The sequence below is a fragment of the Marivirga lumbricoides genome (assembly GCF_014636295.1).
Taxonomy (GTDB): domain Bacteria; phylum Bacteroidota; class Bacteroidia; order Cytophagales; family Cyclobacteriaceae; genus Marivirga; species Marivirga lumbricoides.
The window spans coordinates 128,080-142,264 of the sequence record NZ_BMEC01000010.1 but is presented as its reverse complement, the minus strand read 5'-3'; the positions used below and the strand labels follow the sequence as shown (position 1 = coordinate 142,264).

Sequence of the window (14,185 nt, the reverse complement as noted above, 5' to 3'; positions counted from 1 at the left end):
AAAATTAAGAATTTAGATATTGAAGTGCTAATGTATTTGTATTTTCAGTTAGAAAAGAAAAAAGCCTCTAATAAAAGAGGCTCTTAATCATTTTTAGAGAGCTGACTTTAAGCAATGTTGGTATAAACCGCCTGCACATCATCATCCTCTTCAATTTTATCAATCAGTTTTTCAATATCTGTCATTTGCTCGTCAGTGAATTCTACCGGAGTAGTAGCAAATCTTTTCAAAGAAGCACTTTTTACATCAATCTTCATTTCTTCCAGTTTTTTAGAAAGTGATCCGAAGTTGGTGTAATCGCCATATACATAAATAAAGCCTTCATTTTCTTCTATCTCTTCCATACCGGCATCAATCAGCTCTAATTCAAGCTCTTCAATGTCCATTCCCTCTGTTTTTTCTATTTCAAAAACAGCATTTCTGGAAAACATGAATTCCAGGGAGCCATTTGGTACAAGTGAAGCCCCTACTTTATCTTTATTAAAGTAAGATTTAATGTTAGCAACCACTCTGTTATTATTATCAGTGGCACATTCTATAAATAATAAAACACCATGCGGGCCTTTTCCTTCAAAAGTAACTTCAATATAGTCTTCGGCATCAGCTCCGGATGCTCTTTTGATGGCTGCATCGATATTATCTTTAGGCATATTTTGTGCCTTGGCATTCTGAATGGCAGTCCGAAGTGAAGCGTTCATTTCCGGGTCAGGGCCTCCTTCTTTGGCGGCCATGGTAATAGTTTTAGCCAGTCGAGGAAACAATCGGGACATTTTATCCCATCTTTTTTCCTTAGCTGCTCTGCGGTATTCAAATGCTCTTCCCATAATTAGCTTTTTATTTGCTGCAAAAATAAAAATTGTGAGCGAACTATGTATAATTTATTAAGGATTTGTTAGATGTTAATGGCTGATCAGATTATTAATCCGTAATTATAAATCAAACATTAAAAAGAAAAATGTTGAATCATCAAATCTCTTTACTATTAATAACCCTCATTATGAATAAATTACTGCTTTTTGATTTTAGTGTCACTGAAGATTGGTCAGCCTGGCAAATAGAGAATGATGTAGTTATGGGAGGTAATTCCAGTAGTAGTCTTGAAAGAAGTGAAGAGGGTAATGCTGTTTTTAAAGGAACTGTGTCTCTGGAAAACAATGGTGGTTTTGCCTCAGTACAGTATCATTTTGCTACCAAGAATATAGAAGGTTATAAAAAAGCAGTGCTTTTAGTAAAAGGTGATGGAAAGTCTTATCAGTTCAGAATGAAATCCAGTTTAAAAGAGAAAGCTTCCTACATCTACACCTTTGAAACTACAGGAGATTGGCAAACTGTAGAAATTCCGCTTCATGAAATGGAGCCTGTATTCCTAGGAAATAAGCTGGATCTTCCTAATTTTCCTGCAGAAACACTTCAGGAAGTTCGGTTCTTAATTGGTAACAAAAAGGCTGAGGATTTCAGACTTGAGGTTAGTAAGATTGAGCTGGAGTAAACTCTTAGATAAACATAATTATCAGTCTCTTTCATGATTTTCGTCATGTTTTTCACTTTTTGAAGATGCTAAGTTTGCATAAAAAGTAATTAATATGATTCAATCACTGGCTCAAAAGTATAACAGACCAATTCCCCGCTATACAAGTTATCCAACAGTTCCGTACTGGAAAGAAGTGAAGCCTAACTCACATAAATGGCTTTTCCATGTGAATGAAAGCTATTATAAGCAAAAAGAAGAAGGAATAAGCTTGTACATTCATTTGCCCTTTTGCGAAAGCCTCTGTACATATTGTGGTTGTAATAAACGAATTACCAAAAAGCACGAGCTGGAAAAGCCTTATATTGAAGCAATATTAGCTGAATGGAAACTTTATGTGACTGCTATTGGAGGAAAACCTGTGATCAAAAATCTTCATTTGGGAGGGGGGACTCCCACTTTCTTTTCTCCGGACACACTTAAATTAATGATGGAGGGCATTCTTAGCCAATCCCGAATAGCCCAAAAACACGAATTCAGTTTTGAAGGCCATCCTAATAATACTACATATGAACATTTAAAAGTGTTGGCAGACCTGGGTTTCAACAGGGTTTCTTATGGTATTCAGGATTTTGACATTACAGTTCAAAAAGCTATTCACAGGCTGCAGCCTATCGAAAATGTGCGAAACGTAGTTAAATGGTCAAGAGAACTTAATTATTCTTCCATCAACTTTGATCTGATTTATGGTCTACCATTTCAAACAGAAGCAACTCTTTCAGAAAGCATTGAAAAATTAAAAGAATTTGAACCTGAGAGAATTGCCTTATACAGCTATGCACATGTGCCATGGAAAAGCAAAAGCCAAAGAGGTTATGATGAAAGCAATTTGCCACAAGCTGAGCAAAAAATCAATATGTATTGGCAGGCAAAGCAGCAATTGAATGCTATGGGATATGTAAATATTGGAATGGATCATTTTGCCAAACCAACTGATGAATTGACCATTGCAAGAGACAAAGGCTATCTGAATAGAAATTTTATGGGCTACACTACCGATAAAAATGAATTGATGATAGGGTTAGGTTGTTCTTCCATAAGTTCCACAGGGAAAGCATTCGTACAAAATGAAAAAACAGTGGAGCTTTACCAAAACAGCATACATGAAAAAACGCTCCCTCTCATTGTAGGGCATTATTCAACAGAGCAAGAAATAGAAGTAGCTGAATTGATCAAAGAAATTATATGCAATGGAAAAGTTACATTTCAACACTCTGCTTTTCTCATGAATTTATTTGAGGGAGCAATGGATAGCTTAAAAGAAATGGAGCAGGATGAGTTGCTTACTATTGGCAATTACAGCCTTGATGTTACTACTAAAGGAATGCTTTTCGTAAGAAATATTTGTAGCTTGTTCGATCCAGTTATTCAAAAAAGAACTTCAGATAAGCCGCAGTTTAGTCAAAGTATTTGATTTTATTTTAAGCATTCTCGTTGCAAAAGAGGATGCTTAAAATACAACATTTGAAATGCGTACTGCAAGCACTGCGATTTAGAAAGCCTCGTTACAAACCAGGTTTAGACACTTCGAAAAATTCCGGGATGACGCTCTATTTGAGTATCAAATCAAATCATTCGAAAAAAGGCATAGGTTAAGCAAACTTTTCAGCTTCTCTCCTGTTTTTAAAATATGAGAAAGTTGTTTTTTCCATTGAGCCTAACAACATTCCTGCTATTCTTTTACCTCATAGGAATAGTGTTCAACTTCCCTTACCCACTAATTTCTTTCATATTTGGAATTTTCCCTTTCGTATTGGTTTGGATGGTAATAAAAATTTTAAAAGACGGTGAGCACAGCGGAAAAACTTTTGATCAAGATTTTTATGAGTATTAATTGGCAATGAACCATTTTATTTAGTTTTGTAGAAAACGCAAAACTTATTTAAAATGCCACTACTTAAGAAAAACATCTTACTTCCTTTCACCTTCATAATTCTATTTTCCTGCCAAACAGCTAAAGTAACGTCTACTAAAAATGCAGAACCTTTACTTTCAGAGCAATTAGGAAATGCCACACTATGGTTTCAAAAGTCTGCCGAAATGGAAGCTGCTTATCTTCAAGCTTATGGCTTCGGAAAAATGCTCCTCGCTCAAAAAATGGACACTCTAAGTGCAGGCTCTAAAAAACCTGCAGTTGTTCTCGATTTGGACGAGACTGTGCTTGACAACAGCCCTTATGAAGCCAGACTATTTTTAAATGGAGAAACCTATGCTTCCGAAACCTGGAATGAATGGTGCAGGGAAGCCAAGGCAAAGACTCTTCCCGGTGCAGCTGATTTTCTACATTATGCTAAAGAGCTTGGAGTAGAAATTTTTTATATCTCTAACAGGAAAAATTTAGTTTTTGAAAGCACCTTAGAAAACCTGAAAGCTTTAAACCTTCCCGATGCTGATCCAGCTCACCTTATGCTCAAAACAGCTGAAAGTGATAAAACCGAAAGAAGAAACAGGGTTAAAGAAGAGCATGAAATTTTACTCTACGTGGGAGACAACCTTACAGATTATAGTGAGGAGTACGCTAAAAGAGGAAATAATTTGGGTAAAGATTTAGTGAGCCAAAATAAGAAAGAATTGCTATATAATTTCATCATGCTTCCTAATCCTATGTATGGCGAGTGGGAATCAGCTTTGTACAATAACAATTTTGGCATTTCGGATGAAGAGAAAATTCGTTTACGAAAAGCTGCTTTAGAAACTGCTAAATAACCTCTGACAAAAAAGCTTTAGAACACTTATTTTAATCAAGTATGAAGAAAGTCTATTTGGATTTAATCACTTTCGTACTTAAAATAAATTAATTAGCTTTAAAGGACACTATTTAAACCTTAAACAACATTCGCCTTATGAAAAAAATATCGCTGTTAGTCTTACTATTAGGCTCCTCTTTGTGGGTTTATGCCCAAAAAAAGCAATTATACATGCCCTTGGAAATCCAAAAAGCTTACGAAAAAGGAACCCGCTCATGGGATGGGGCTCCCGGAGAAAAATATTGGCAGAATACTGCAGATTATACCATTGAAGTAAGCGTTGACCCATCTGACAGATCAATAAAAGGGTCTGAAAAGATCACTTACTATAACAATAGCCCAAATTCAATTAGCACATTAGTGATCAGGTTATACTATGATGTTTTCAAAAAAGGAGGAAAACGAGCTATGGCTGTAAAAGATCAGGATATTGGAGAAGGAGTAGAAATTTCTGCCCTTAAAGTTAATGGCACTGAAATGAACCTAAAAGGCCAGCAAGTTTCTCGTTCAGGAACCAATATGTATGTATTTCTAAGTGAGCCTTTGGCATCAGGAGCCTCCGCCAATCTGGATATTCAATGGAGCCAGTTTGTTCCACTTACATTAAGACGCACTGGTGTTTATGACAGTTCCTCTTATTTTGTAGGTTACTGGTACCCTCAAATTGCTGCTTATGATGATATATTTGAGTGGGACACCTTCGATTATACTTTTCAGACTGAAATGTATAATAACCTCGCTAATTTTGATGTAAAAATCACTATCCCTTCTAATTTTACTATCTGGGCAACAGGTGAACTCCAAAATCCGAAGGATATTTTCACAAGTCAGACTTACAAAAAGTATAAAAAAGCAATTACTTCAAAAGAAGTTGTTCATATAATTGACAGCTCAGAAATGAAAAAAGGTTTCTCTCATAAGGGAAATACCTGGCATTATGTAGCTAAGGAAGTATCCGATTTTGCTTTTGCCACCAGCGACCACTACCTGTGGGATGCTGCCATGCAAAAAGTAGGAGATAGAAACGTGCTGGTAAGCTCTGCCTTTCCGGCTGAAGAAGCAAAGGATTATACTGAATTAACCAATATTCAGCAGCGTACTATAAAATATTTCTCAGAAAATATCCCTGGTGTGCCTTATCCTTATCCTGCATTTACAACATTTGTGGGTTTAAAAGGTGGAGGAATGGAGTTTCCGATGATGGCCAATAACGATGGCCCCGGGAGAGGTGTGGCTATTCATGAGCTTTTCCATACCTATTTTCCAATGTACGTGAGAATCAACGAAAGAAGGTTTGCATGGATGGATGAAGGTTGGGCTAGCTATATCACTCAGCTAGTTACCGATAGATTTTTTGAGGAAAATGATAACGATTTATTTGGAGCAGCAAAGCTCCAGCTCGGAGGCATATTCGGAACTTATGAAGATTTACCATTAATAACTTCCACCCAATTTATGGATAACAATAACTATGGTTACGCTTCTTCCCCTTTGCCTCAGTTTGTTTATGCCATGTTGCATCATCATTTAGGTGATGAAATGTTTCTAAAAGCTTTCAGAACTTATATCACAAGATGGGCTCAAAAATCACCTACTCCTTATGATTTCTTTTTCACTTTTGAGGATGTAAGTGGGGAAGACTTGAGCTGGTTGTGGAAACCCTGGTTTTTCAACTTTGGCTACTCTGATGTACAAATTGAAAGTTGGGAAAACGGTAAATTGACTGTAGCAAACAAAGGAGACAGGCCTGTTCCTTTACTCATAGAAGTAACCTATAAAGATGGTACTAAAAAAGACTTTAGCAAAAGTGCCAAAGAACTAATGGAAAATGATAGTCCTGAAATAAATATACCGGATGCAGATAAAGTGAAAATGATTATGGTAAACAGGCAGATCCCGGATGCAAATGATGTTGACAACATCTATCCATCGCTTGATAAACTGTACAGCGAAATGGGAATCACTGACCAAATTGCAGGATCCTATCAGTTTAAGGAATACCCCATTACGGGGCATTTAACTAAAAAAGAGAATGGTTTTTTTCTCAATCTGGATCAAACAGGCATATCTTTCTATCTACTTCCACTAGGAGATAATAAATTCGAAAGCCTTGATGGCGCAGCCTCTTTAGAATTCACTAAAGAAGGTGATAAATATACTGGTTTAAACCTTTCTATTTTGAACTATTTCTTAACGGCAGAAAAAATAGATTAAATAGTTAAACTAAACCCATAATACCAATTGGCTTCATACCGGATAAATTAAAGCTTTTAAAATTAGAGTTTTAATTTATCCGGTAACTTATACAGAAATACTGAAAAGGCTATCCTTGCCTGGCCGTTGTTACAACCAATTATTTCCTCCATACCAGATAACCCAAACCACTCATAAAATTTTTTATCGCTGTTCAGCAAAATTGGATTATATTGAGGCAATAAGATAACCCTACAGCAGCAGAATCTTCTTACAAAATTCAAAATACTAATTACAATGCAGCGATTTAAACCTCTCTTTTTATTGCTTCTTTTATTAATGGGAAGTGGAGCATTAATGGCTCAGAAAAAATCAAAAAACAATAACATTTCTTACGATGAAAAGCTATATGACGCTTTAAAATGGCGTGGAATCGGACCTTACAGAGGTGGCCGTTCCGCAGCTGTTACCGGTGTGCCGGGAGAACCTAACCTATATTACATGGGCTCTACAGGAGGTGGCGTTTGGCGTACAAAAGATGGTGGTGGCACATGGGAAAACATTTCAGATGGCTTTTTCGGAGGTTCAATTGGTGCTGTAAGTGTAGCTGAAAGTGATCCCAACGTAATTTATGTGGGCGGTGGAGAAAAAACTGTTCGTGGCAACATGTCATTTGGCTATGGTATGTGGAAATCTGTAAATGCAGGAAAAACATGGGAAAACATAGGCCTGAAAAACAGTCGTCATATTAGCAGAGTTAGGATACACCCTAAAAATCCGGATATACTCTATGTAGCTGTTATGGGCGATATTTTTAAAAGCTCTGAAGAACGTGGTGTTTATAAATCAGCAGATGGAGGAAAGAGTTGGAAGCGGGTTCTGTTTTCCAATGCCGATGCAGGAGCTATTGATTTAATATTGGATCCTAATAATCCTCGCATTATGTATGCCTCCACATGGAATGTTCGCAGAACCCCTTACAGCTTTTCAAGTGGCGGACCCGGATCTGACCTTTGGAAATCTACAGACAGCGGTGAAACGTGGGAAAAGCTAACCGCTAATGAAGGATTGCCTGGTGGAATTTGGGGCATCTCAGGAGTTACTGTTTCTCCAAAAAACTCGAACAGGGTGTGGGCAATTATTGAAAATGATAAGGGTGGCGTTTACCGGTCAGACGATGCGGGAAAAACCTGGAAAAAATTGAATGATGATAGAAGCCTGAGACAAAGAGCATGGTATTACACAAGGATTTATGCTGATACTAAGGACGAAGACATTGTTTATGTGGTGAATGTAAATTACCACAAATCAAAAGACGGAGGAAAAACTTTTACTGCAGCCAATGCACCTCATGGAGACCATCACGATTTATGGATAGCACCGGAAGACAATCAGCGAATGATTATGGCAGATGATGGTGGTGCGCAGGTAACTTTTGATGGAGGAGAAAACTGGAGCACCTACATGAATCAAAATACCGCCCAGTTCTATCGAGTTACTACAGATAATCATTTTCCTTTCAGGATTTATGGGGCTCAGCAGGACAATAGCACGGTAAGAATTGCCCACAGAACTACGGGGTCAGATATTGGAGAAGGAGATTGGGAAGAAACTGCAGGAAGCGAAAGTGCTCATCTCTCAGTTGATCCCACTAATAACAATATAGTTTATGGGGGAAGTTATGATGGCTTTTTAACCAAGTATAATCACGAAACAGAAGAAATCCGAGCTGTAAATGTGTGGCCGGACAACCCAATGGGCCATGGGGCTGAAGAAATGAAATACCGCTTTCAGTGGAATTTTCCAATATTCTTTTCACCCCACCAGAAGAACAAATTGTACACTACCTCTAATCATTTACATGTTTCAACAGATGAAGGACACACCTGGAAAACCATCAGCCCTGACCTCACAAGGAATGATCCTACAAAGCTAGGCTCTTCAGGGGGCCCGATTACAAAAGATAACACGAGTGTGGAGTACTATTGTACTATTTTTGCCGCAGTAGAATCACCTTATGAGGAAAATGTAATTTGGACAGGTTCTGATGACGGGCTGATCCATATTACTAAGAATGGTGGAGAGAGTTGGGAAAATGTTACACCTTCCATTATGCCTAAATGGCTCATGATTAACAGCATTGATGCAGACCCTTTCACTAAAGGTGGTGCTTATGTAGCCGGCACTATGTATAAAGAAGGAGATTATCAACCTTATTTGTACAAAACAAAGGATTACGGCAAAACCTGGACAAAGATTACCAATGGAATTCCGGCCGAACATTTTACAAGAGTGGTAAGAGCTGACCCTGAAAAGAAAGGCATTTTATATGCAGGTACAGAAACAGGAATGTATATTTCGTTTGATGATGGCTCAAGCTGGAAACCTTTCCAACTAAACCTCCCAATTGTACCTATTACTGACCTAACCATTAAAGACAATCATTTAATTGCAGCCACCCAGGGAAGAGGCTTCTGGCTAATTGATGATTTAACAGTGCTTCATCAGCTTAATGAGGGTGTGGCTACTAAAGAACAGTTTCTTTATCAGCCGAAGCCAAGCTACAGAATTGGAGGCAGGAGCCGTGAATCCAAAACTTCAGGTACCAATATGGCTTCCGGAGTAATGGTCCATTATTATTTGAAAGATACTGTTGCTACAGACACTGTGAATTTGACATTTAGTGAACTGTCAGGCAAGGAAATTGCAAGTTTTACAACTCACCCTGATAAAGAGAAAAAAGAAAATAAGCTGGAAATTAAGCCGGGAGGGAACCAGTTTATTTGGGATATGCGCTATCCTGATGCAGAAGGTTTTGAAGGAATGATCCTTTGGTGGGCTTCTTTAAATGGCCCTAAGGCATTACCGGGAGAATATAAAGTTACTTTAGCTAATAATGGTGTTACCCAAAGCCAGACCTTTGAAATTTTAAAGGATCCGAGGGCTTCTGCTACACAAGAAAATCTAAAAGCGCAATTTGATTTTATGAATGAAGTAATTGCCAAACTCACTGAAACCAATACTGCCATCAAGAATATCAGAAAAGCAAGGACACAGATAGAAGATGTGCTTAAAAAAGCTGAGCTCGATACTATTCAGTCGTATGGGAAAAATATCCTAAAAGAAATGAAAACTGTGGAAGAAGCACTTTATCAGACTAAAAATAAGAGCGGGCAAGACCCACTTAACTACCCCATCAGGCTAAACAACAAATTGGGGCATTTAAATTCTTTGACAGCTATGGGCGATAACCCTCCGACAGCCTCAGCTATTGAGTTTAAAGAAGAAGTCACAGGAAGAATTGATGAGCAGCTCAATATATGGTATGCTATTCTCAAAAAAGACATTCCGTCTTTTAACAATTTAGTACAGCAAAATAAAATTGATGCTGTAAAGCTGGAATGAGCAAATAAGCCACTAGAAATCTTTAAAGCATCATCTGAAATTTCATTTGGTGCTTTTTTTCTAATAGAAAATGATATTTCAACATTCGTTTATTCCTACGTCTTTGACTCACAGATATTTGTAAAAAATATGAAATTTCAACATGCTGTTGAAATCACCAGATTGCCAGCTCCCGATAATGATCGGGACAAGTTGCGCGGGAATGACGGTGCTAATGGTAATTTGGATATAAAAAAACCTATTTTATTGCACAAATGAACAGAAAAACCAAGGTCTGTGGCTCACAGACCTTTCCCCTATTGCTGGACTGTAAGCCGCAGACCAGTGAAAAAAAAAGACCTAAATAAGCAAGCACTAAATGCTTGTCACAACTACAAAAGCCAGCAAGCATCGTCATCCCAGAAATTTTTGGAGAGCAACGGAAAAAATTATCAGGGATCTTTTCAATGAAATGAAATTTCATTACCAGAATATTTATCTAATCGTACTTATTGCAAAAGCTGCTTGTATAAAAAAGACGCTATTTCAACCTTCAGTTGAAATTATCAGATTCCCACCTGCGTGGGAATGACAGTTTTAATACGAAAGGAATTGCTTTAATTCTTACCACAAATGGGGATTTCTATACTTGTTTTTTCCTGCCCTAAATCAGGCATAGGCACATGGATAAATTGTACCTGAAGACCCCTCAGCACTAAAAACAGAGCAAGGGTGAAAGCCAGAACAGGTTTGATTTTTTTAGTGAGATTACTAAAATAATTCAGGGTAAATCTTCCTATCCACACACTACCGATTATCCATGGCAGGGTACCCAAACCAAAAACCAACATAAACAAAGCAGCATGTGCAACAGAATCTGTAGTCACTGAGCTTAACAAAGCCATATAAACTAAACCGCAGGGTAGCAAACCATTCAGCACCCCAATAAAAAAGCGAGACACAACATCTTTTCTCCCTATAAACTTCTTAAAACCACCCTTCAGCCATTGATAAGGCCGGCTTTCCCATTGATTGATTTTATTAAGAAAACGAAATTTGGCAGGAAGCACATAGAAATACAGTATCAGGATGGCCATAGCAATTGAAAGTGCATTTTGCCAACCTAATAATGCAAGCCCTTCACCAAAAGCTGCTAGCAAAATGCCTAAAATGATGTAAGTCATCATTCTCCCCCCCTGGTAAGCGGAAAAAGCGAATAGCTGTTTCTGATTTTTAAAAACGCCAAGCATAAGTGGTGTACACATTACTGTACAATGCATACCTCCTATTAACCCGATGCTCAATGCCGCCCAAAACATTATTTCTGAATAAAAATTCTTTCTTCCTTATGATAAGCTTTTTCTCCTTTACTCCAGCTGATATCTACCTGCCAAACGCCACTTTGCAGCTTTTCAACCGGAATATAATTTTCCTCTTCTAAATCTACTTTAAAGTCCATCTTCGCATCAGAAGGCCGAAAAAAAGTAATTTCACCTTCTACTTCACCTGCATTCTGAAAATAAAGATAAACAACATCTCCTTGTTGCTCAACCTTGATTGGCGTATCCCATTCCATTGCATTTGCTACCTTTTTCATATGGCTTTGGTAGGCAATTTCCTCTTCGTAGTAGTTCTCCGCTACTAAATTCACATCCTGATTAAAGCTGATGGTCACCATAGTAATTACTAATGCGACAAAGAGCGCAAATACAACAGCTATTTTATTTCCCCAATTCATATCATCTCCTTTCTTTTTATCCTTATTTTTTAAACGATTGTGGCCCAGGAAACCTGGAATTAATAGTTTGAAGCACCTCGCCATTCTGCTTCACCTTTATTATAATTTTATCTCCTTTTTCATTAAACACCCTGCGACTCATTTCCACAAATACGTAAGCTTCTTCTTTTTTCTGCCCGCTAAGTTCTTCTATAGGCCCGGCCGGAAAGAACAATTTTGCCTCTGCCGGAATTACCTCAAAGCTCACCATCATGGGGTCAAAGGATTTGTTGATCAATTCTATCTGGTACATATTGCTAATAATAGAATCGTTTTTCATTTGATAAAGCGAGCCCGGTGTTCTTGTAATGGTAGCTTCAACAGGTGCTCTGCCTACCAAAAGAAAGCCCATGGCAAAAACTAAAATTGCCAATACCGCTGAATAGGCCATCACGCGAGGAGTAATAAGTTTTTTCTTCTTCTTTTCCACGCCTTCATGCGAGTCAAACCTGATTAAGCCTTTGGGCCGATTCACTTTTACCATCACCTCATCACAAGCATCAATGCAGGCGGTACAATTTACACATTCCATTTGCGTACCATTCCGAATGTCAATTCCGGTCGGGCAAACCTGTACGCATAATTTACAATCAATACAATCACCTTTTTCACCCTGCACTCCACCTCTTTTAATGGCTCCTCTAGGCTCTCCACGCAACCAGTCGTACATGACAACAATGGATTTTCTATCCAGAAAAACCCCCTGTAATCTCCCATAAGGACAAACCACAGTACATGCCTGCTCTCTGAAGTAAGCGAAAACAAAATAAAATATACCTGTAAAGACCAGCAAGCCAATGAACCCGTTCCAGTTAGCCTGAGGACCGGAGGCTATAACCTCTTTCATTTCCTCAATACCAATCAGATAAGCCATAAAAGTGTGAGAAACCCAAAAAGCAAGTAGTAAAAAGATAAATTGCTTTAGAGATTTTTTCCAGATCTTTTCAAAATTCCATGGCGCAGCATTTAACTTCTTCTGCCTGCTTGCATCTCCTTCAATCCAATATTCAATTTTGCGAAATACCATTTCCATGAATACTGTTTGAGGGCAAGCCCATCCGCACCAGACACGTCCGAACACTACGGTGAAAAGCAGAATGAACACCACAAAAATCAATAGAAGAAATATTAATAAGTGAGTATCCTGAGGCCAAAAAACGCTCCCCAAAATCACGAACTTTCTATCGAAAATATTAAAGAGCAATAAAGGGTGCCCTCCTATTCTGATAAAGGGGCCGCTGAAAAACAGCCCTAGAAGTAGCCAGGCTAATATTCTTCTGTAATTATGCAGCGTACCTTTTGGCTTTTTAGGATAAACCCATTGCCTTCCGCCATCCTTACTTATAGTAGAAAGCTGACCTCTAAATTGCTCTTTGTTATCTGTGGTATTCATTTTCTCTTACTCCTGATCAAATTCTTCTGGTAGATTTTCCTCTACCGCCTCGTCAATAAGCTCTTCAGCATTTCTTTGCTTCCAGATTTCCCCCTGAGGCTCCTTTGGATTCTCAGGTGTAGTTCCTGCCAGGCTTAATACATAATTGGCAACATCCTGAATTTCTTTAGGAGCCAACTGTCCTTTCCATGGAATCATCCCTTTTTGAGGCACCCCTTCGGAAATGGTGTGAAACACACCTTTGATATCACCATCATGAATCCAGTATTCATCGGTAAGGTTAGGGCCAACCCCACCCCCTGCATCTTTAGCATGGCAAACTGCACAGGATTTACTAAAAATAGCTTTACCGGCTTCAATTACTGCTTCATCGGATGAAAGTTCCGCTGTTTCTGCTGTTATAGCACTAAATCCTGCCATGGCTCTCTTTTCTGCCAATAATGCAGCTTCCTGCACTTCTTGCTGGTATTCGGTTTCCTGGTCAGGAATAATATCCAAAAACATAAAAGCAGGAACATAGAAAAGTGCAAAAAGAAAAGTACCTATGAAAACATAGCGCAGCCAGGGTGGCATTTTATAATCCATCTCCTGTATGCCATCATAATTATGATCCAGCAGCATATCACCATCCTGACCCACAGGCTTCATTCTGCCTACTATCCATTTTTGCTTAAACCTGTCGAAGAAGCTCAATTCCTCTTCACCTTCAGCTAAAGGCTTTTTCTTCAATATTAAGTTGGCAGTTTGAAACATTAATATTGTTAATGTAATCATTAAAACTACCATTATGATCACTAATACACCAATGGCCAGCAATAGCTTACCCTGCTCGGTTTGCATTAATTGCTCAATCATTCCGGTTTCAGGCACTTCAGCTCCTTCAATTGCTTTCTCCACCTGCGCCACCACTAGCATTGGTTTTAATAAGTAAGCTAGTGGAAAAAGTAGCATAAGTTTATAAAATATTTTATTCATGGCTCTTAGTGTTTTGATCTTCAGTATTCAAGTCCTCTACAGGCAAATTTTTCATCGTACTGATATAATTTTTATCAGCCTTCACCACCCACCATATCAGCCCTACAAAAAAAGCAAAGAATATGGTTAATGAAATTATCGGGTAGATCTGGAAATTATCTAGTTGTTCAAAATAATGCTTAAACATG

At 38.2% G+C, this 14,185-nt stretch carries 12 protein-coding genes; 6 read left to right on the top strand and 6 right to left on the bottom strand.

The features are described from left to right. Positions 1-107 precede the first annotated feature (107 nt). A complete protein-coding gene (locus IEV85_RS15835) occupies positions 108-824 on the bottom strand; it encodes a YebC/PmpR family DNA-binding transcriptional regulator (RefSeq protein WP_188465173.1) in 717 nt (238 codons plus the stop codon). 173 nt (positions 825-997) lie between these two features. Between IEV85_RS15835 and IEV85_RS15830 the strand changes: the two genes are divergently transcribed. From IEV85_RS15830 to IEV85_RS25110, 6 genes are all read left to right on the top strand, one after another. Next, a complete protein-coding gene (locus IEV85_RS15830) occupies positions 998-1,489 on the top strand; it encodes a CIA30 family protein (RefSeq protein ID WP_188465172.1) in 492 nt (163 codons plus the stop codon). A 94-nt stretch (positions 1,490-1,583) separates the two neighbouring features. Beyond that, positions 1,584-2,942 carry an oxygen-independent coproporphyrinogen III oxidase gene (gene hemN / locus IEV85_RS15825; protein ID WP_188465158.1) on the top strand — a complete coding sequence of 453 codons (1,359 nt, stop codon included), beginning with the start codon at positions 1,584-1,586 and terminating at the stop codon, positions 2,940-2,942. 473 nt (positions 2,943-3,415) lie between these two features. Continuing rightward, complete coding sequence (locus IEV85_RS15820; protein ID WP_188465155.1) at positions 3,416-4,234, top strand: 5'-nucleotidase, lipoprotein e(P4) family; 819 nt, start codon at positions 3,416-3,418, stop codon at positions 4,232-4,234. A gap of 137 nt (positions 4,235-4,371) precedes the next feature. Then, positions 4,372-6,489: a M1 family metallopeptidase gene (locus IEV85_RS15815; protein ID WP_188465153.1), complete on the top strand. Its 2,118-nt coding sequence runs from the start codon at positions 4,372-4,374 to the stop codon at positions 6,487-6,489. A gap of 276 nt (positions 6,490-6,765) precedes the next feature. Further along, positions 6,766-9,873: a WD40/YVTN/BNR-like repeat-containing protein gene (locus tag IEV85_RS15810; protein WP_229712615.1), complete on the top strand. Its 3,108-nt coding sequence runs from the start codon at positions 6,766-6,768 to the stop codon at positions 9,871-9,873. 129 nt (positions 9,874-10,002) lie between these two features. Continuing rightward, positions 10,003-10,131 (top strand): hypothetical protein, encoded by a 129-nt coding sequence (locus tag IEV85_RS25110; RefSeq protein ID WP_262892154.1) that lies wholly within the window; start codon positions 10,003-10,005, stop codon positions 10,129-10,131. Positions 10,132-10,469: 338 nt separating this feature from the next. Here IEV85_RS25110 and IEV85_RS15805 read toward each other — a convergent pair whose 3' ends face one another. The 5 genes from IEV85_RS15805 to IEV85_RS15785 are packed head-to-tail and all read right to left on the bottom strand — an operon-like array spanning position 10,470 to position 14,184. Continuing rightward, on the bottom strand, positions 10,470-11,171 hold the full coding sequence (locus IEV85_RS15805) for a sulfite exporter TauE/SafE family protein (RefSeq protein WP_229712614.1): 702 nt from the start codon (positions 11,169-11,171) through the stop codon (positions 10,470-10,472). After that, positions 11,171-11,590: a FixH family protein gene (locus tag IEV85_RS15800; protein WP_188465149.1), complete on the bottom strand. Its 420-nt coding sequence runs from the start codon at positions 11,588-11,590 to the stop codon at positions 11,171-11,173. Before IEV85_RS15800 ends, IEV85_RS15805 begins: the two co-directional genes overlap by 1 nt. Before the next feature lie 22 nt (positions 11,591-11,612). Continuing rightward, positions 11,613-13,022, bottom strand: coding sequence for a cytochrome c oxidase accessory protein CcoG (ccoG, locus tag IEV85_RS15795; protein ID WP_188465147.1), 1,410 nt, complete (start codon positions 13,020-13,022; stop codon positions 11,613-11,615). A gap of 6 nt (positions 13,023-13,028) precedes the next feature. After that, positions 13,029-13,997, bottom strand: a complete 969-nt coding sequence (locus IEV85_RS15790) for a cbb3-type cytochrome c oxidase N-terminal domain-containing protein (RefSeq protein WP_188465145.1) — start codon at positions 13,995-13,997, stop codon at positions 13,029-13,031. Further along, a complete protein-coding gene (locus tag IEV85_RS15785) occupies positions 13,990-14,184 on the bottom strand; it encodes a cytochrome C oxidase Cbb3 (RefSeq protein WP_188465143.1) in 195 nt (64 codons plus the stop codon). The genes IEV85_RS15790 and IEV85_RS15785 overlap by 8 nt, the downstream gene beginning before the upstream one ends. Between the last annotated feature and the right edge of the window lies 1 nt (position 14,185).